A 19,576-nucleotide genomic window follows, 5' to 3' on the forward strand; every position below is an offset into this window, starting at 1 on the left:
ACTTTTTTTGTTTAACTTATTTTCTTATTCGCACCAGCTGCTGGTTGAACTTGATTTTTCGCTTTTAAAACGCTAATTCCATATCCAATTAATCCACCAATTACTGCTGGTAACACCCAGCCTAATCCAACTTCATGCATTGGAAGTAACTTAGTAAGAATATCGTTCACTACTGCTAATTTCACACCAGCAGCACTTAATCCATCAAACATACTTACAATAAATGTTACTAATAAACTTCCCTGATACACCTCAGCTCTTCCATTGAACAATGGGTGAAGGAACGTTAGGAAAATTAATACGATTGCTAATGGATAAATCGCTGTTAATACAGGAACTGAAATTGAGATTAATTGTGTTAAACCTACATTTGCAACAACTGCACTGAAAACTGATAACATAATTGCAATCGTTTTATATGGAATACTCGGGAATAGCTTATGGAAAAATGAAGAACACGCTGAGACAAGTCCAACACTAGTTGTTAAACATGCTGCTATAACCATTATACCTAATATAACTCCGCCGTATGAACCAAAATAATAGTTTGAAACTTTTGCTAATACTGCACCACCGTTGTCTAAGTGACCAAGTTTTGCAACACTTGAAGCCCCCATAAATGAAAGTGCTGAATAAATTATTGCTAAAATAGATGCAGCGATCAATGTTGCTTTTGCACAAACAATCATAATTTCTTTTTTTGTTTGTGCACCCTTTTCTTTAATAGCATTGATAATGATAATACCAAATACGAATGATGCTAACGTATCCATTGTTAAATATCCTTCTTGGAACCCTTTAAAGAACGCATGTGATGTATAAGCCTCTGCAGGTGCTTGCATTTCTCCCATTGGATGAATAAAAGCAAAGACTACCAAAATTCCAATAAACGTTAATTTAATTGGCGTCAAGATTTTTCCTACAATATCGACAATTTTCGCAGGATTTAGCGAAAAAAAACAAGTGATGCTAAAGAATACGATTGTAAAAAGAATTAGAGCTGTAGAACTTAACCCTTCTGGCACGAAAGGTTTAATACCAATTTCGTAAGAAACGCTTCCTGTTCTCGGAATAGCGAATAACGGACCGATCGCTAAGTATAAAACTGTCGTAAATACAATTCCGAATACTGGATGCACTCGACTTGCTAATGACTGTAAATCATCTTTACCCGAAATACCAAATGCTAATACACCCAGTAACGGTAAACCAACTCCTGTTACTAAAAATCCAGCGTTAGCAATCCATACATTCTCACCAGCTGATTGACCAAGCATTGCTGGGAATATTAAATTCCCTGCTCCAAAAAATAGTGCAAATAACATTAATCCGATAACTACTATGAACGAAAACGGTACTTTATTCGCCATAATATAACCCCCATTCAAATTTCCTTATCTCATTTTCCAATTTTAACTAATTGAATTTTCTGAATATTTAATTTAAGTATCAACTATTCTTGAACTCATTATAGTTTGATATATAATATTTTGCAATACTATTTTCAAACTTTTCATTTATTTTATGAATATACATTTTTTAACATGGAAAATAGACTAAAAAACCAACATGGTCATCCATGTTGGTTTTTACATTTACTATCATTAATTAAAATTTCGACGCTACTTTCTTAACGTTCTCTAAACCTTCTTCAACAATTTGTTGTGAGCGATCTGGATATTGATTGTGCCCTTCAATTACAACTGTCTCTGGATTTGTAACTCCCCAGAACCCAAGTACGTTTGTAACGTAATTAACAGCCATTTCCATAGGAGCCATTTGTTCAGAAGAGTAATCTGAACCACGAGCGCCTAATACAACTACTTTCTTATCACCAACTAAACCTTCTGGACCGTTCGCTGTATATTTAAACGTTTTTCCGGCTTGAGAAAGGTATGAAATATACGTGATTAATGGTGCTGGTACTGTAAAGTTCCATAATGGGAACGCAAATACAACCTTTTCAGCCTCTAAAAATTGATTTAAATATTTATCTACTGTAGCAACTGCCTTCTCTTCTTCAGCTGTTATCTCCATTCCTTGACTACGTTTATATCCACCTGAAATAGCGATATTTCCGTAATACGGAAGATCTAATGCGAATAAATCTAACTCCGTAATTTCTGTATTCGGATTTGCTTCCTTATAAGCACTTACAAATGTTTCATACATTTTTGAACTAATTGCTTGCTCCGCTGGACGATCGTTCGCTTTTACAAATAATACTTTTGACATAGTTTTATTCTCCTCTACTTTTGTACTTTCTTCTTTTTTACCAAATAATGAGCTAAATAATCCCATTCTCTTCACCTAAACTTTCTTATCATATTCATTATTCATCAGCATTAAAAATCTTATTCCAAGAAAAGGTTTCATCATGTATCGCTGAAACTATCTCATTTAAATACATTATCAAAACCGAACATTTAACTTTTATTTATTTAATTACCTTATGTAAGTGAGTATAGTACACTCACTTACTTTAGTCAAGTAACTTTTAAAAAAGGAAAGTATCTCGGATTAAAAATATTAAATAAAGATATTTCCTCAGTCAAAATGATACATTCAAAAACACATAAATACCTTGTATAATACAACTAGAAAGGGAAATTCATCTATAGAGAGGATTTATTAATGAGTACTTTAGAAAAGATTCAAACCTTTATCATTCTTGCAGCTGTTATATTTGGGATTATATTAGGACAATTTAATATGATACATATGTATTCAGAAAAATTTATTGTCCCCTTCTTATTTTTAATGCTTTATGGATTATTCCTCAGCATCCCCTTAAAGGATATAAAAAATGGATTCCGCAACTTAAAATTCGCTGGAACAAGCCTAGGTATTAATTTTATATGGACACCTTTTCTCGCTTGGGGATTAGGCGCTTTATTTCTTTCAGATCACCCAGCACTTTGGGTTGGCTTTATTATGTTAATGGTTACTCCGTGTACAGATTGGTATTTAATTTTCACAGAGATCGCAAAAGGTAACGTCGCATTATCTACATCAATTCTACCGGTAAATTTAATTTTACAAGTATTATTGCTGCCCGTGTATTTATTTTTATTTGCTGGTGTAATGAAAGCAGTAGAAATTTCTATTTTAGTAGAAAGTATCGTTATTGTACTTGTTTTACCATTTTTACTTGCGCACGCTACAAAATTCATTATGCATAAAATGAAAAAAGTTGAAACACTTGAGAATAAACTCATTCCGTTTTTCAGCTCTGCTCAAATTGTATTTTTAAGTTTAGCAATATTAGCAATGTTTGCCTCACAAGGTAAGTACTTATTACAAAATATGAATGTTGTTTTATTGTTACTTATACCAGTATTACTGTTCTTCATGATTAACTTTATACTAGGACAGTTTGTAGGACGTATGATGCATTTATCCTATGAAGACACTGTAAGCCTAAGCTTAACAACATTAGCGAGAAACTCGCCTGTTGCACTCGCAATTGCTGTGACTGCTTTTCCAAACGAACCTCTTATTGCACTTGCCTTGGTCATTGGACCGTTAATTGAATTGCCTGTGCTTGCTAGCATTTCGCAAGTGTTGCTGCTTATTAAGAAAAAAAAGCAATACACATAATAAAAACCGTCCCACTGCGGGACGGTTTTTATTGTCGAGAAATTATAGAATTAACGATACTTATCGTCTCTTACTCATTAAGAAAAATGATATAATAAAAGATTAACTTTTCGTTACATTAACAGAGCCTTTCTAATTAAAAAGTATAGGAAAAGTAAATATAACGAAAGCTGCCCAAAGTCCGTAGATTGGCAAATACTTCGTAACGGCATCTTGGATAGTTGAAGGTCCGGATTTATTTTGTAGAAAACGCATATAGGAGAACATAATCCAAATTAGATTTGCCCAGATCAGTATGTTCACTCCTAAAACAGCAAGTCTATTAGGTGTAATCCCGTAAGAAGAAAGTCTGAATACGATAGCTGACAAAGCTACAGTGTCAATAATAAGCGCAAGAACAATTAAGGAGAAATTTATATAATCTGAAATGTTCTTTTTCTCGTCTGAGTCACTCTCAACAATGGAAAATATGGTAACGGCCAATACACCAAAGAGTATCCCATTGAAAGCCATCAGGAAATTGCGATCCAAGAACGGATTTTTTCCGACCCATATAACCGTTATAAGATAGATCAACAATGTGATCAGGACGAGAGGACTAAAAATTTTAGCTATGTATGGTGTAATATTCTTAGCAAGTTTAAGATTCATTGATACCAAGTATGCAGCCACTACAGCGAGAGAAGCAGCTCCAAATAAAACAACATTACTAAAATAGAAGTCTTCTATATTCAAGTCAACAAACCTAAATAACTGCATGGTTAATGCCGCTAGTACCATTCCGCTAACTGCCATGCTGGCGTAGAGAATACAATATTCCAAATTAAATTTAATATAAGCTAATCTTGTACTGCCTTTTGAATATTCATTCCCTGTAAATGCAAGCCCTACTAAGACCCATAAGAATATAGGAAGATGTAAATAAGCAAGGATCATGCTGTCTTTATAATTTAATGGCAACATATTAAGATACAACCCGGAAATTAGGAACAACGCTGCAAGAGAATAAATAATACTTTTTTTCGGAGTATTATTGTAAACAAAATAAGCAGCAATAAAAGGAATTACACCAAAAGCCAGGTTAATTGGAGCAATTGCTCCCTGTTCGACAAAATGGAAGATTACCCTGGTGCTTAGCCCTGCCAGAATAGCTAAAATGCCCATGAATAAGAAACCTTTTTGAAACAATGAAGGTTTTTCTGTATTTGCCGTCTCCTTGAAATACAATCTTTCATACCAAGCACCCAGAACCTGAGAATCAGGGTTTTCATCCCATGCTTGTGAGAATGACTTTTTAAAAGCTTTCGGGTCTTTTCTATACATTCTCTCCAACTCATGAGGGTTATCCACATTTTCAATAATCAAATTGTTAATGTCCATAGTTATACCTCCTCTAATTTTAAAAATAACGTTGTTACCTTTTCCATAAAAAGCACCACACTTATTTATTCTGATTTTGATTTTAATATAAAATTTATCGTTTTGCAATAAATTTTTATTATTTTAGATAATATTTTTATTGTGCATTTTTGCAAACATCAGTATAAGCTACTTTCAGTTGTTCTCTTAATTGCTTATTTTCCCTTTATATAAAAGATATGATAAAGATAAAGTGAAACTTTAATCAGTGGGGGGCTTGATCCCCCACTGATTATTAGCCTTCACCAATCGGGCTTTTACGGGCAGCCCAACCCCCAGCTAACTTCTTTGCTTTCGCTGAATTTTGAGGTGGGGGTCTTACTGCCGGTTAATACGGGATAATATAAACGTCCTATTTAATACTATCTTTTCAAATGTTTTTTTATTGTTAGCACACAAAACCCTGTAATTAAAAAATAAAAAACAAAATAACCTGCTTCCTATATTTTTAGGTGGCAAGTTATTTTGTTTTTTATTGGCATGAGTAAATTAATGATTTCTTAAGAATCTATTAAGAAATAAGTGAGTTTTAGGAAATAGAATGAATTTGTGAGAGGAGAATTAATGATTCAAACTGGATAGGCTACACTAATTTGGACAGATAAAATAAGGGCATGTAAACTTAGACTATCAAATTAAGGGAACGTGCTACTATGACACGTCAATGTCGAACTTTTACATCCGAATTTAAACTACAATTAGTGAAGCTTTATGAAAATGGAAAATCTCGTGCAGATATTGCCCGTGAATATGACCTAACGCCTTCAGCATTAGATCGTTGGATTAAAAACCATACAGAAACAGGCTCTTTCGTTGCGAAAGATAATCGAACAGAAGAAGAAAACGAATTGGCTCGATTACGCAAAGAAAACCAACGTTTATTAATGGAGAACGATATTTTAAAGCAGGCGGCGCTGATCATGGGACGAAAATAGATGTGATTCGAAATAACGCTCACAACTATTCGGTATCAGCGATGTGTGACGTCCTCGATATTCCGAAAAGCACGTATTACTACCATGCCGATTTAAATGGCAAACGTGCGCTTGAAAAAGAAGAGAAGGAACTTTCGAAAGAAATTTCCCGGATTTTCAAAGCTAGTCGCAACAATTATGGTACGCGGAAAATCAAGAAAGAACTGGCTAAATTGGCTCAGCCCAAACAAATCTCACGTCGTCGAATTGGTCGTTTAATGAATAAATTAGGTCTTGTATCTACCTACACAGTAGCGCAATATAAACCACATCATTCATCGTGTAATGAATCACCTGTAACAAATGAATTAAAACGTCAATTCAATCAAGAAAAGCAGTTAGCAGTGATTGTTAGCGATTTGACATACGTCCGTGTCGGAGTGAAATGGCACTATGTATGCTTATTTGTGGACCTTTTCAATCGTGAAATCATTGGCCATAGTGCTGGTGTAAATAAAACCGCAAACCTCGTGTATCAGGCTTTAGCGAGCATTAAAAGTAATTTAAATACGATTGAGATGTTTCATACAGATCGAGGAAAAGAGTTTGATAATAAGCTCATTTCAGAAGCGTTAGAGATATTTGGTATCCAGTGATCATTGAGTAGGAAGGGGTGCCCTTATGATAATGCCGTGGCTGAAGCCATGTTTAAGGTATTTAAAACAGAATTCGCTAATGGAGCTCATTTCCCTTCCCTTGAACAGCTCGCTCTTGAACTGGATGATTACGTTCATTGGTTCAACAACATTCGAATTCACGGAACATTAGGCTATTTAACACCAGTGGAATTCAAACAACAGACCTTATAATTTTTGTCCAGTTTAGTGTTGACATGCCAGTATTTCATAGTAAACTTCAAAAGCTACTAAACTTCCCATACTATAACCTAAAATAGAAAACTGATCATCATCCAAATAATCAATTATCTTACTTGCTATATCGTCTACCATATTTTTGAAACTTGCATAATAATTTTCTGAAATACGTTCTCCATGCCCTGAATATTCAATTGGGATTACATCTACTATTTTATGCATATATCCTTTTAGTTGATAATACATAGATGCTGATCCACCTGCATATGGCAGACAAAACAACTTAATTTTTTCCATACTCTCCCCCCTTTTTTCTTTGTTAATTTACAACTCTTATATCTCCTAAATTTGCTTTTAAATTGAATTGATAAAGTTGCTCTCCTGATAATATAGCCTTTACTGCACACTTTCTAATCCCACTTTTATTTATTTGTACATTTGCCCTGGGTGGAATCTTAATATAAGCCCCTGCTGCACCAGGTGAACAATTCAAATCCCCACCTACTTCAGCCATCTCTAGTTTAATTTTCCCTGAAATAGACTGTACATTAGTATGTCGGATTTTTCTTAATAATTGAATATCTGCTGGACGACTGCCAACCTTTAAATCTAAAGAATCACATAAGACATCTTTTACATTCAACTTTGCAGCCTTCGTTTTAGCTTCTATTTTTTCACCTCGCAGTCCCTCAAGGGTCAGTTCACCAATATCTTGATTAATAACTAGATAATCGATCATATCCTCTGGAATACCTATGTCTAAATAAACTGATTTAGGAAATCCAACCATAAGAATTGGAGTAAAGCGAACTTTTTGTTTTAAAATTAAACAATTCGATAGTTGATTTATTTCCATTCCCTTACAATGCCGTCCTAACGATCCATTTATAACTAATTTTGTTCCTTTTATTGCATGACAAAAAATAATTCCTCCTTTAATATGAATCTCTATTTTACGTCTCCCATTCAATTCAACTATTTCCTGGTAATTATCCATTAGTTTCCCTCCTCAATTAATCTATTTCCATCCGATTTACTCTCTGCATCAATTCAAGAGAAACTAAGATTCCAATAGCAGCAATTATTACTAATATAATGACACCTAACATAGGATTATCATAACCAGATGCCACAGTATTCCCTAAAAGTGCAATTAATCCGAAAGAAGAAATAATTGTAATAGGAACTGATTTTTTAATAAAACCTATTCTCATAGCAATAAGGGCTACCATACTTGTTATAAAAGCAGTAATTACAATCATTAACAATGTAGAAAAAATATCTTGCTGTGAAAGAGTGTCTGGAACAATAGGAGAAATTTTTTCTGTTAAACTAAAAATAATGATAGGTATAGCAGTGCAAATAATCATAGACACCGTAGTAAAACCAAGTACAATAAGTAACTTTGCAAGTAAAATTTTCTTTCGATTAACAGGATAAGAAAATAACACTGTCATTTGTTTACCTTTATATTCCTCAATAATAAAGCGAGTATACATTACAGATGATATACATGAAAAAACAATCATCCCCATTAAAGTAGTAAATTTATAGATATTAGTATAATTCTGAAATTGAACTTCATTTGTTTGTTGTGCAACAAACGCAACAAAATAGATAAACGCAAGTAAACCAATACTAGAAATAACACTCGTCAAAATAAACGTATTTATTTTATTTTTTCTAATTTCAAGTTGTATTATATTAAACACATACTTTTCCTCCCGACATAATTTTAAAGAAATACTCTTCTAATCCTTTCGGGGATTTTTTCTTTATTTCTTCCAGAAGTGCTTCTTCTACAATCACTCCATTTATAATGACTCCAATTGAATCTACAATATGTTCAAGTTCACTAAGAATATGGCTTGAAATAAGAATGGTCATCCGTAATTTTTAGATAAATTTTTAAATAACACCCTCATTTCTTGAATTCCAAGTGGATCTAGTCCATTTACTGGCTCATCCAAAATTAAAAGCTTAGGTTTATGAATGAACGAACGTGCTATTGCTAATCTTTGTCGCATTCCTAATGAAAATTTAGAAACTGGTTGCTCGCCTGTTTGAGTAAGACCTACCATTTCTAAGGATTTGGAAATTTCAAATCCTTCAACATTCATATATGCTAAATGCAATTTTAAATTCTCAGTTGCTGATAAATGCTCATAAAATACTGGGACTTCAATTAAAGTCCCTATATTTTTTAATATCAAATCGCGCTTTTCCATTATATCCATTCCAAAAATTTCAACCTTCCCAGATGTAGGAACCAATAATCCTGATAAAATTTTAAACACTGTTGTTTTCCCTGCACCATTTGCACCTAAGAATCCATAAATAGTATTGGCTTTCACCGTCATTGTGCTTCCTTTAATGACCTCTGAACAATCAAATATTTTTACCAATTTATCTATTTTTACCGCAATACTATTCATCTATATCACCACTTTCTACATTCGGATAATTCTCCATAAGTGATTCTATTAATTTGTCACTCACAATATCAACCCCTAGTTGCCTCATCATATATTGCATAAAGATCAGCCGTCTAATTGTTTCTGTTTTTTTACGATTAAATAGAACTGGATTCGTCCAAATATTTATCAAAAACATAAAAACTTCTGCACATTCATTAGGATATTCAGTTTCAATTGATCCATCAGCTATTCCTTGCTCTATAATTTCCCTGAAAATTAACGCTTCTTTTGTTACACCTTTTTTTATTCTTTGAATAACAAACTGCGGATTTTTAATTTGGACATTTAGAACACTATCAATCGTATGAATATTCTTATCTGATGTAAGTATCTCTAAGATTTTTATCAGCTTATCCCTACTATTTACTGAATCAACACTGTTAGCTAGTTGCTCCAACATCTCGTAAGTATAATTTAAATGTCGTTCTATGACTGCATCTAATATATCTTCTTTCGACTTAAAATGATGAAAAATAGCACCACGTGACATTCCAATAGAATCAACAATATCTTGTATACTCGTTTTATCAAATCCTTTCTCACTAAACAGCGTTGCTGACACCGTTAATATTTTTTCAATTGTTTGCTTTGAATCTTTAATTTTCATTTACACACCTTCTTCTAATCTAAACATACAGGATGTCGGTATGTTTAGATTAGCATTACAATATTTGGATGTCAATAGATTAAAATATGAAACTTTTAAATTTTCCGAAAACAACTTCTTTTTCACTTGAATCCATTTCATAATGGTTTCTTTTCCTCAGTTGGATGGGTAGAATTTTAAAGGTAAGTTTTTTTAAAATACTAAGCGGCTTGATTCATTTCTTTTATTTTTTGATTGATTCGATTTACAGCCAATTTCGGAGCATTATAAACAAGCGTCACAAAATCGAAATGGATTTTTGATCGCTTTTCTGTTCGGTATCGGACATTTTTTAACTGAAAGAATTCTTTTAGGTATGCGTTGACGAATTCGACGGCGCTTCTGTGATTGTAAAGCTTTTTCCATGTTTCTGGTCCACGACCTGGGGCGTTTTGTAGATCTTTTGACATAGAGAATCATGAGCGAGTGGACAGGTCTTACATTCATTTGGTTTCGTGTATTTCAGGGTTTGATATGTTTCATCAAAGCTGTCATATCGAAACAAATGCTCCCGAACACAAGTGGGAGCGAAGCGCTCATCAAACCCAAGGAACTCTCCTTCGTTTCGCTTGTTATAGATAATGATCGCTTTGGCTTTCATACGATGAAGTTGTGTATAAATTGCTTTGTAATCGTAACCCGCATCCAATGTACCATATTAAATTGTCAATGAAGAAAGCCGTTCTTAGATGCCCTTTAATAAAGTGAAGTGCATCCCAATCGTTAGACATGTTCTAATAATTGGGGTGCATTTTTTATGGATAAATTTTCTTCAACAGAAAAAATCCAGGCGGTAAAACGATATTTAGATGGTACAGAAAGTGGGAAAACAATTGCTAAATCTATAGGAGTTACTCCTGTTGTACTATATGAGTGGATTAGACGATATGAATCTTCAGGTAAAAAGGCCTTTGAACGTGCAACAGATCAGAATAAACTCCTCATTCATTCTGATCAAGGTTGGCACTATCAAATGAAACAATACCGTCATTCTCTTAAGAACTGCGGCATAATAAAAAGTATATTAAAATACTATAATTTCAAAAGGATTAAGGCGAAATTAAAGGGTATGAGCCCGGTATAATACCGGGCTCATACCCTAGAGGCTTCCTAATGAAACGACCTGTCTAATTTTCGGGGGCACTTCATTTTATGTCATGCTTTTCTTTTCTATCAATATTTTTTTCAAATCTAATCCGTTATAACAACTTTCACTCGGGCAAGAACTTTTTTATTTGTTAAAACCACTTAATTCTCAAACACAAAATTAATCTTATTATCTTTCCACTCTAACTTCGCATCAAACGTTTTCTCGCCTTTTGTAAAGCCTTTAATTAAATCGGTCTTCTCACCTTTTAATAGCTTCGTCATGTTTTTTTGCGAAATTGTTTTACTTAATATCTTCTTCGAAATGGTAAAGTCACATTGTGTTGTATTGTAGTTTGAACAACCGTAAAACGTGGACTTGTCGATAACATCGCCATCACATTTTTTGCAGTTCCCAACCTTTTTACCTGTTGTAAATTTCGATCCTTTTCGTTCAATCGATTCAACATGTAATCCGGTGAAATCCCATTTCTCCGACATTTCTACCGCATCTTCAATAATTTTAGCTGATAGTTTTTTCGTTTGTTCCATAAATGTCGCTGGTGAAGCTGTGCCTTCACCAATTTCCGCAAGGCGTTGCTCCCATTTTGCTGTCATTTCTGGTGAAGCCAGTATTTTATCACCGATTGCTGTAATTAATACTTTCCCTTTATCGGTTGCGTACACTTGGTTTTTCTGCACATCTATATATTTACGGTCTTTCAGCATTGTAATAATACCAGCACGAGTGGCCTCAGTACCTAAACCTTCTGTTTTCTTCAATACTTTCTCAAGCTCTTCATTCTCTAAATACTTACCGGCCGTTTTCATTAACGTAATAAGTTGTCCTTCTGTATAACGTTTCGGTGGCTGTGTTTTTCCCTCTTTCACTTTCACCTTTACAACTTTTCCTTGTTCACCTTCTGCGACAATTGGAAGAATTGTTTCGTCATCTTTATCGTCTTGGAAAATAACTTTACGCCAACCTTCTTGAATTTGCTGTTTTCCTTTCGAAATGAACGCAGCACGTTCGTCTACAAGAGTTGTAATCGTTGTGTAATCAAAGATTGCTACTTCATAATGCGCCGCAATAAGTCTTCTTACGACCATATCGTAAATTTTCTTTTCATCACCTGATAGCTTGCTTGGGTTTGTAACTTGCTCTGTCGGTATAATTGCGTAGTGATCTGTAACTTTCTTTTCATTCACATAACGCTTATTATTCATAATCGATTCAATTGGTGCTGGCAATAAGCCTTTATATTCATCAAACTGACTTAACTTCTGTAAAATATCAGGGAACGTCGCTGCTTCTCCTTGTGTAACATAGTTAGAATCCGAACGAGGATAAGAGACAATCCCTTTTTGATACAGTGCTTGTGTTATATCTAGCGTCTTTTTCGGTGAAAATTTAAAGGCTTTATTCGCTGTCGCTTGCAGTGCTGATAAATTAAATAAAAACGGCGGCTGAAACTCTTTACGCTCCGTTTTCATTTCTTTTACTACAGCCGGTTTGTTTTGACAAAACGCTGCAATTTTATTTGCCAAATCAGGGTCATTTAAGCGGGACTCATTATCTTTCTCCCATTTCCCCTCATATTTCTTTCCTTCTATATTAAAGGTTGCGAACACTTCCCAAAACGGCTCTGACTTAAAGTTCTCTATTTCTTTTTCACGCTTTACAATGAGTGCTAATGTTGGTGTTTGTACACGACCAGCGGAAAATACATCGTTCATTCCTTTTTTCTTTAGCAAAATACTAAAGACACGCGATGCATTCATACCAACGACCCAGTCAGCGCAAGATCTTGTATATGCTTCGTAATACGTATTAATCGTATCTGCTTCATCTAGTAAATTTTTAAACCCTTGATAAATAGCTTGCTTCGTTAAAGATGAAATCCAAAGACGCTTCATTGGCTTTTGCACATTGCAAAGATTAATAATGTTTCGTACGATCAATTCCCCTTCACGCCCAGCATCGCCCGCGTGAATAATTTCTGTTACCTGAGGATTATGTAACAGCTGTTTCACAACGTTAAATTGCTTATACTTTGACTTTGTTACCTCAAACTGAAAACGCTCTGGAATCATCGGTAATGTATTTAATGACCATTTTTTCCACTCTGCGTGATAATGTTCTGGATTACATAACTGCGTCAAATGACCAATTGCCCATGTACAGTACGCTCCATTTGGAAATAACTCATTTGCTTCTACTTCTAAATAACCATCTTTCCGGCGATATTTAAACTGTGAAACAAGAGCCAAACCTTGATCTGGTTTCTCGGCAATAATTAATTTCATTTTATAACTCCCTATCTGCATTCCAGTGTTACTTTCATTGTCTATATGTTTAGAAGCGATGATAATACAACAATCTTATTTATCATTCACGGTTTGTCTCACAAATGGGAGACCTATAATATTATACGCTTATTCTTTATGGCTTCACAATAGAAACTCATTATATAACAATTTCTTTCGCATGCTCACAAACAAAAAAGACGATCAAAAATCTAGCGTCCTTTCCATTCACTACTATTTGCTTTCATATATCCTATAAAATTTAAAATACAACAATTCCTTATGAAGCATCGTCTACTAAGATAACCATCATTATTTAAAAATCATATTGAACTTACCTTTTTTAAATTGTGCAGATAATTTGCAGATATATATTAGCATAAGTACTCTCCATTTGAACATATGATGAAGTGAATGATAGGACAGGGAGGTATCATGATGTTCGCTTATACATTAACTGCCTTAACACTTTGTTGTATCTCGATTATTATCACATCATATATTTCTAAACGTAAGGGTACCCTAATGGAGTATATGGTATTTATTATGTCTTTTAGTATGAGTATCGGTTTAAGTATCGGTTTTTATTTAGGTATTCTCTTTAAAGGAGAATTACTATATTCTACTTTGCTTGCTATTTTGATTAGTGGTGTTATCGGTTTTTTAGTCGGTATTCGTTTTCACCTGTACACTGCCTTAGAAGGAATGTTCTCCGGTTTAATGGCAAGTATGATGGGAGCAATGATTACAGAAATGTTAAACGCTCAACAAGCTCATAGTATTCTGTTTATTAGTCTTTTACTTACTATAACGATAACTATGTCATGTATGATTCAGCTTTTATCAGAAACCTTTTCTACTTATATCCATCGTCGGTTTCTATTATTACTTTCCATTAGCATAGTAATTGTTCTTACTGTATTCGTGACATTCCCAGATCATACTCCCCCATCTTCATCCGGGCACGATCAACATATGCATTAACACTTGCAACGAAAATTAATAAGCAGCTATCTATTAAGATAACTGCTTTACATTATGATAAACTACATGAATTTTATATTATTCTGGCTTATTAGGAATGTTAGGGTTTGGAACATAATGAGATTTATAATCTGTGTATTTCACTTCTGTTACCATCCCCGCTGAAGCATGGTGTAAATCATGACAGTGGAACATCCATTCGCCTGGATTATCTGCTACAAAGGCTACTTCATATTCTTCTCCTGGTTTTAAGTTCAAAGTGTCTTTAACAATTGGAGAACCTTCTATCGGTTTTCCATCTTTACTTAACACTTGGAAGAAATGACCGTGTAAATGCATCGGGTGATCGTCCGCTTTAGAGCGATTTACTAATTTTACTTTTACTAAGTCACCCTTTTTCACTGAAATTGGGTCAATATCTGGGAATACCTTTCCGTTAATTGTATATACCATTTCATTTCCATTCATTTGCGTATTCAAGTCCATATTATATGTGGCAGTATACTGCTGGTCTAACGTGAAACTTCCCACCTTTTTAGTACCATATTTCGTCATATCTAATTTTGGTAGTTTTTCTTTTTCGTTTGCTTTATCTTTCATCTCTTTACTACCTTCATATTCAATAACAGTTTTCATTCCTTTTGCACCCTTATTTTCTGAATGGTCTTCAACGTACCATTTCCCAGGATTGTTAGCTGTAAATTCAACATCATAACGTTCACCCGGTGCAATTGAAATTACTTTGTCTCTTATAACTTTTGGATCATTAATTGGTTGACCATCTGTTGCAATTACTTTTATATCATGACCGTGAACGTGTATATCATGTGATAGATAACCGGCATTAACGAGTCGAAGACGAACTTTATCGCCCTTATTCACTTTTAATGGCTCTACTAAATCACCGCTTTTACCATTGATTGTGAATAAGTCATACATACTCATATCATGACCTTCCATCTTCATATTTCCATGGTCCATTCCTGTCATATTACCCGAGTCTTTTTTATCACTCTTCATGTCCATACCGGAATGATCCATGCCTTTCATATCATCATTCTTTTTCGTATTTTCATTATCCTTAGATTTATTACCTTTTCTCCCTTTTGTCATTTCTTTTAACTGCTTATTAATTCCTTCTTTATCTGTTACCCATTCATCTAATATTAATGTGTAATCTTTATCATACTTTTCATTTGTATCCTCTACAATAAGAGCACCATACAAACCTCTATCTAGTTGATTTACAGAATCTTGATGCGAATGATACCAATACGTTCCTGGTACGTTCGCTTCAAATTCATAGGTGAAACTTTTTCCTGATTCAACCGCATCTTGTGTCACGCCTGGAATTCCATCCATGTTATTTGGGACAGGATACCCATGCCAATGAATAGATACTGGTGCAGATAATTCATTTTTCAATGTCACTTTAACCTTTTCACCTTTTTTCACCCTAATTTCTGGACCAGGAGATGAACCATTAAATGTCCAGACTGGAACAATAACACCGTTACTTAGCTTTTGTTTTTCTTCTTTCGCTACTAAAGTAACTTCCGGTCCCTTTACAACTTTCAATGGTTTTGTAGCCGTTTCAGTCTGTGCTGTTTTTTTATCGTTCATATTATTATGATCATTTGTTGTATGTGTGGTCGCAGAACATGCAGCAATTAAAGATATTACGGAGACTGTAACTGCTGTTAATACAAATCTCTTCATGGGAAATCCCTCCTTTTTCTTTTTCAAGATTATTATAAAAGACAATTTTCAAGAAAATATGGAGATATAAAATGAGCAAAATAAAAAGGCGCCCAAAATTGAGCGCCTCTTCTAATTATTATTTCGTAACAACTTCATCTTCTTTTACATTTACATTATTTTCTCTCATAAACTCTTCAATCTCTTCAACTGATCTAACGATATCTTTTGACAAGTTTTCAAACCCATCTTTTGTTACAAGGATATCATCTTCAATACGAATTCCAATTGATTCTTCTTCAATATATAGACCTGGTTCAATCGTAATGACCATACCTTCTTCTAATACTCTATCTTTGTATGTTCCTACATCATGAGTATCTAAACCTAGGAAATGACTCACGCCGTGATAATAATATTTAGATAGTTCCTCGTCTTCTTGAATTAAACCAATTGCTTTACACTCTTCTGCTAGTACTGTTTTTGTATGCTCATTTAATGCAGCAAACTTTAATCCTGGCTTAATAAGCTCAGTTGTTTCTTTCAATGCTTTTAACACGATATTATATATTTGTTTTTGACGACTAGAAAATGTTCCGCTAGCTGGGAATGTATAACTAATATCAGCATTGTAATAGTCTTTTTGAGCACCTAAATCGAGCAGTACTAAATCCCCTTGCCCCACTTTTGCATCGTTATCTTCATAATGCAGTACAGTCGCATTTCTACCGCTCGCTAAAATTGTATTAAACGCATGATGTTTAATTCCAGATGATTTAAGCGTAAAATCAAAATGAGCTTCTAATTCATATTCCATCACATCTGCTTTTGCATGCTTCAGCACGTTATAAATGCCCTCTTTAGTAACAGCTATCGCTTCTTTAATGATTTCAATTTCTTCCTCTGTTTTAAACACTCGTAATTCACAAATGTTTGGGTATACATTACCAATCAAAACGTGTGGATACTGTTCTCTTACATGCTTAGCAAACGCTAGCGTTTTTGTCTCCGCACCATTCCATTCACGACGCTCTAAATCTAAATATAGATGCTTCACATTTTCTGTGAAAAGTATATTTGAGATTGTCTTTTCAAAGCTATCTAAATATACAACTTTCTTTATACCTGAAATATTCTCTGCTTCTTCGTTAGAAACTGTTTTACCGACCCATTTTTCCATTACTGGATCTGACTTTTCAATGAAAAGTGTTTCTTCAACACTATTTCCAAACTTCTTCAACATGAAAATAACACTTGGTTCATCGATTCCTGTTACATAGTAAAAATTACGATTCGGCACAAATTTATAATGTGCATCCGCTGACATATGAGGTGCTTGTCCAGCAAATAAAATAGTAATTGATTCATCTGGTAATGTGTTCACTAAACGTTCTCTATTTTGAGCAAAAAATGTTGACTTCATAATAATCCCCCTTGCGTTCTATGTATGCTTTTAAAACTAATTATCCAATACAATTCATTCTATTATTGTTATAATTTTTCGTCAATTAATAGTGCTCATTTTGAAAATAAAACTTTCATTACCGGGTTTCTTACCACGCATATATGCGGGATAAAATCTTCATTACTATTCCACTCGAGATTATGCATACCACTCCACAATTTCTTGACATTTATTCCATATACTTAAAATCTCATACATATAGGAAAGGAGCCTACAAACGTGAAACATTACGTAGGACTAGCCATTACTTCATTATTTATAATTACAGGATGTTCTAACAATGTAGAAACAGAACCAGTGAAAAAAGAAACAGTTCCATCTCAGCCAAAAAATAAAGAAACTGCAACTGCAGTTCCATCAAGCTTCTATAAAGAAATTACATCTGGAAAAATCGAGCACATTCATGGAATTGGCTATGCAGGAAATATGCCTGGGGTTTCTATCGCAACTCACAGTGGTATAAAAGTTTATCAAAATGGCAAATGGTTTGAAACTACGACTGAGCTACATGATTATATGGGATTTCAGGCAACAAAGAATGGATTCGTTGCCAGCGGTCATCCTGAACCAGGTGCAAATTTAAAAAATCCTTTAGGGTTAATGAAAAGTTCTGATGGCGGAAATACCCTTGAAAAGCTAGCCTTTTATGGAGAATCTGATTTTCATAACCTTGCTGTCGGATATAATACGGAAGCAATTTATTTATATAACGAGCGTCCAAATTCTAAATTACAACAAGGTTTTTATTTCAGTACGAACAGCGGACAAGAATGGAAAAATAGTAAGTTACAGGGGCTTTCAAGTACAATCCACTCCTTTTCAGTGCATCCGGATCAATCTAGTGTTGTCGCAGTAAGTGCTAAAGACGGTGTTTACTTATCTACAGATTACGGAAATACGTTTGAACAATTCTCTAAATCACTTGAATCGACCGCAGTTACATTAAGTAATGAAGATGTTATTTACGCCCCTATCAATAAGCAAAATGAGCAAATAGTAACGAAGAAATCGATCGCTACAAATGAAGAGACGAACATACAAGTTCCCTCTTTAGATCCTAAAGATACAATTATATATATTTCACAAAACCCTCAAAATTCAGCTGAAATGGTATTTGCTACAATGAAAGCAAATGTGTTTCTTTCTAAGGATGGTGGTAAAACGTGGAAGCAGATTACTCAAAATGGAACATTACAATATAACTAGTTAGAAAGGTGAATATAACGTGTTTTCAACAATTAGTGAATGGAGTTATCAACTCATGTCTCCTTTAATGGATGTCGCGAATGCTACGAAATCAATACCTCTTTTATTTGCGTTTTTATTAGGCATAGTAGGTACCCTTGCTCCTTGCCAATTAACAGGAAACATTAGTGCTATTACACTTTATCCCGCATTAACGGGCAGTAAAACTCCCACCTCAAAATTCGGATAGGACAAAGAAGTTAGGTGGGAGATCAACTGCCCGTAAATGCCCGATTGGTTCAACTAATAATCAGTGGGGGATGAACAAAACCCCCACTGATTAAATTTTCACTTTATGGCAATCAATCTTTACAAAAAGGACATGCATGGAAACATATATTGTTATTCATTTTAGGAAAAATAATAGCTTTTACAACGCTTGGACTATTAGTATGGTTTTTAGGAAAAGAGATTCAGCAAATATTAACTTTGTACTTCCCGTGGTTACGAAAAATAATTGGACCTTTATTAATTTTAATGGGGCTAATGTTGGCAGGTATTATAAAGAGCAGAAATTTCTTCTCGATCAAATTTATACGAAAACAAAATGAAGTTGGCTCATTTTTACTTGGATTCTTCTTTTCCTTAGCTTTCTGTCCGACTATGTTCGTTCTATTTTTTGGAACGTTAATCCCTTTATCTTTCTCATATAATTATGGTTACTTGTTTCCAACATTCTTTTCGATAGGAACTGCTCTCCCTATCGTTATATTACTGTTCATCATCTCCTACCTTGGATTAAATGGGGCACTACTTAAAAAGAGCCGAAAAATAGGAAAAAACATTCAGCTTATAGCAGGGATACTACTCATTTTATTTGGACTTTATGATACTACTCTATATTGGTAATACATACAAAA

General features: G+C 34.1%; 14 protein-coding genes and 4 pseudogenes. 6 read left to right on the forward strand and 12 right to left on the reverse strand.

Translation table 11 applies throughout. The features are described 5' to 3' along the window. Positions 1–11: 11 nt before the first annotated feature. On the reverse strand, positions 12–1,370 hold the full coding sequence (gene brnQ, locus MKX77_RS14880) for a branched-chain amino acid transport system II carrier protein (RefSeq protein WP_341307082.1): 1,359 nt from the start codon (positions 1,368–1,370) through the stop codon (positions 12–14). Positions 1,371–1,608: 238 nt separating this feature from the next. Next, entirely contained in the window at positions 1,609–2,301 is a 693-nt protein-coding gene (locus MKX77_RS14885; RefSeq protein WP_341307083.1) for an FMN-dependent NADH-azoreductase, read from the reverse strand. Positions 2,302–2,634: 333 nt separating this feature from the next. Here MKX77_RS14885 and MKX77_RS14890 point away from each other — a divergent pair, with 333 nt between their 5' ends. Beyond that, on the forward strand, positions 2,635–3,600 hold the full coding sequence (locus tag MKX77_RS14890) for an arsenic resistance protein (protein WP_341307084.1): 966 nt from the start codon (positions 2,635–2,637) through the stop codon (positions 3,598–3,600). 132 nt (positions 3,601–3,732) lie between these two features. On the opposite strand, the gene MKX77_RS14895 is transcribed toward MKX77_RS14890, so the two are convergent. Continuing rightward, positions 3,733–4,980: a DUF4153 domain-containing protein gene (locus tag MKX77_RS14895; protein WP_341307085.1), complete on the reverse strand. Its 1,248-nt coding sequence runs from the start codon at positions 4,978–4,980 to the stop codon at positions 3,733–3,735. A 692-nt stretch (positions 4,981–5,672) separates the two neighbouring features. Here MKX77_RS14895 and MKX77_RS14900 point away from each other — a divergent pair. After that, positions 5,673–6,802 (forward strand): annotated as a pseudogene (locus MKX77_RS14900) (IS3 family transposase). A gap of 12 nt (positions 6,803–6,814) precedes the next feature. Here MKX77_RS14900 and MKX77_RS14905 read toward each other — a convergent pair. From MKX77_RS14905 to MKX77_RS14930, 6 genes and pseudogenes are all read right to left on the reverse strand, one after another. Then, complete coding sequence (locus tag MKX77_RS14905) at positions 6,815–7,105, reverse strand: thioesterase II family protein (protein ID WP_341307086.1); 291 nt, start codon at positions 7,103–7,105, stop codon at positions 6,815–6,817. A gap of 22 nt (positions 7,106–7,127) precedes the next feature. Next, a complete protein-coding gene (locus MKX77_RS14910) occupies positions 7,128–7,805 on the reverse strand; it encodes a hypothetical protein (protein ID WP_341307087.1) in 678 nt (225 codons plus the stop codon). 16 nt (positions 7,806–7,821) lie between these two features. Continuing rightward, the gene (locus tag MKX77_RS14915; protein WP_215556000.1) at positions 7,822–8,520 is read right to left on the reverse strand and encodes an ABC transporter permease; all 699 of its coding nucleotides are present in this window, start codon (positions 8,518–8,520) and stop codon (positions 7,822–7,824) included. A gap of 171 nt (positions 8,521–8,691) precedes the next feature. Next, positions 8,692–9,243: an ATP-binding cassette domain-containing protein gene (locus MKX77_RS14920; protein ID WP_341307088.1), complete on the reverse strand. Its 552-nt coding sequence runs from the start codon at positions 9,241–9,243 to the stop codon at positions 8,692–8,694. Further along, on the reverse strand, positions 9,236–9,892 hold the full coding sequence (locus tag MKX77_RS14925) for a TetR/AcrR family transcriptional regulator (protein ID WP_215555998.1): 657 nt from the start codon (positions 9,890–9,892) through the stop codon (positions 9,236–9,238). The genes MKX77_RS14920 and MKX77_RS14925 overlap by 8 nt, the downstream gene beginning before the upstream one ends. A 200-nt stretch (positions 9,893–10,092) precedes the next feature. Then, positions 10,093–10,589 (reverse strand): annotated as a pseudogene (locus MKX77_RS14930) (transposase); the annotation flags it as partial. A gap of 99 nt (positions 10,590–10,688) precedes the next feature. Here MKX77_RS14930 and MKX77_RS30690 point away from each other — a divergent pair. Beyond that, positions 10,689–10,850 (forward strand): annotated as a pseudogene (locus MKX77_RS30690) (transposase); the annotation flags it as partial. Between the two features lie 329 nt (positions 10,851–11,179). Here the strand turns inward: MKX77_RS30690 and topB are convergent. After that, complete coding sequence (gene topB / locus MKX77_RS14940) at positions 11,180–13,324, reverse strand: DNA topoisomerase III (RefSeq protein WP_215555996.1); 2,145 nt, start codon at positions 13,322–13,324, stop codon at positions 11,180–11,182. Positions 13,325–13,762: 438 nt separating this feature from the next. Here topB and MKX77_RS14945 point away from each other — a divergent pair, with 438 nt between their 5' ends. Further along, positions 13,763–14,308, forward strand: a complete 546-nt coding sequence (locus MKX77_RS14945) for a hypothetical protein (protein WP_215555995.1) — start codon at positions 13,763–13,765, stop codon at positions 14,306–14,308. Between the two features lie 78 nt (positions 14,309–14,386). On the opposite strand, the gene MKX77_RS14950 is transcribed toward MKX77_RS14945, so the two are convergent. Both MKX77_RS14950 and MKX77_RS14955 read right to left on the reverse strand, forming a co-directional pair. Beyond that, complete coding sequence (locus MKX77_RS14950; RefSeq protein WP_341307089.1) at positions 14,387–16,027, reverse strand: multicopper oxidase family protein; 1,641 nt, start codon at positions 16,025–16,027, stop codon at positions 14,387–14,389. Positions 16,028–16,145: 118 nt separating this feature from the next. Continuing rightward, entirely contained in the window at positions 16,146–17,429 is a 1,284-nt protein-coding gene (locus tag MKX77_RS14955; protein WP_341307090.1) for an aminopeptidase P family protein, read from the reverse strand. 261 nt (positions 17,430–17,690) lie between these two features. Here MKX77_RS14955 and MKX77_RS14960 point away from each other — a divergent pair, with 261 nt between their 5' ends. Both MKX77_RS14960 and MKX77_RS14970 read left to right on the forward strand, forming a co-directional pair. Continuing rightward, positions 17,691–18,677, forward strand: a complete 987-nt coding sequence (locus tag MKX77_RS14960; protein ID WP_341307091.1) for a F510_1955 family glycosylhydrolase — start codon at positions 17,691–17,693, stop codon at positions 18,675–18,677. A gap of 19 nt (positions 18,678–18,696) precedes the next feature. Continuing rightward, positions 18,697–19,565 (forward strand): annotated as a pseudogene (locus MKX77_RS14970) (urease accessory protein UreH domain-containing protein). The last annotated feature ends 11 nt before the right edge of the window (positions 19,566–19,576 follow it).

This window comes from Bacillus sp. FSL R9-9410, from assembly GCF_038050385.1.
Lineage (GTDB): Bacteria > Bacillota > Bacilli > Bacillales > Bacillaceae_G > Bacillus_A > Bacillus_A cereus_U.

What these genes read in the sequence shown, in the direction of transcription:
- MKX77_RS14945 (WP_215555995.1), top strand. Translation starts at nt 13,763, where the DNA reads ATGTTCGCTTATACATTAACTGCCTTAACACTTTGTTGTATCTCGATT.
- MKX77_RS14895 (WP_341307085.1), bottom strand. Translation starts at nt 4,980, where the DNA reads ATGGACATTAACAATTTGATTATTGAAAATGTGGATAACCCTCATGAG.
- MKX77_RS14905 (WP_341307086.1), bottom strand. Translation starts at nt 7,105, where the DNA reads ATGGAAAAAATTAAGTTGTTTTGTCTGCCATATGCAGGTGGATCAGCA.
- MKX77_RS14910 (WP_341307087.1), bottom strand. Translation starts at nt 7,805, where the DNA reads ATGGATAATTACCAGGAAATAGTTGAATTGAATGGGAGACGTAAAATA.
- topB (WP_215555996.1), bottom strand. Translation starts at nt 13,324, where the DNA reads ATGAAATTAATTATTGCCGAGAAACCAGATCAAGGTTTGGCTCTTGTT.
- brnQ (WP_341307082.1), bottom strand. Translation starts at nt 1,370, where the DNA reads ATGGCGAATAAAGTACCGTTTTCGTTCATAGTAGTTATCGGATTAATG.
- MKX77_RS14885 (WP_341307083.1), bottom strand. Translation starts at nt 2,301, where the DNA reads ATGGGATTATTTAGCTCATTATTTGGTAAAAAAGAAGAAAGTACAAAA.
- MKX77_RS14925 (WP_215555998.1), bottom strand. Translation starts at nt 9,892, where the DNA reads ATGAAAATTAAAGATTCAAAGCAAACAATTGAAAAAATATTAACGGTG.
- MKX77_RS14890 (WP_341307084.1), top strand. Translation starts at nt 2,635, where the DNA reads ATGAGTACTTTAGAAAAGATTCAAACCTTTATCATTCTTGCAGCTGTT.
- MKX77_RS14950 (WP_341307089.1), bottom strand. Translation starts at nt 16,027, where the DNA reads ATGAAGAGATTTGTATTAACAGCAGTTACAGTCTCCGTAATATCTTTA.
- MKX77_RS14920 (WP_341307088.1), bottom strand. Translation starts at nt 9,243, where the DNA reads ATGAATAGTATTGCGGTAAAAATAGATAAATTGGTAAAAATATTTGAT.
- MKX77_RS14955 (WP_341307090.1), bottom strand. Translation starts at nt 17,429, where the DNA reads ATGAAGTCAACATTTTTTGCTCAAAATAGAGAACGTTTAGTGAACACA.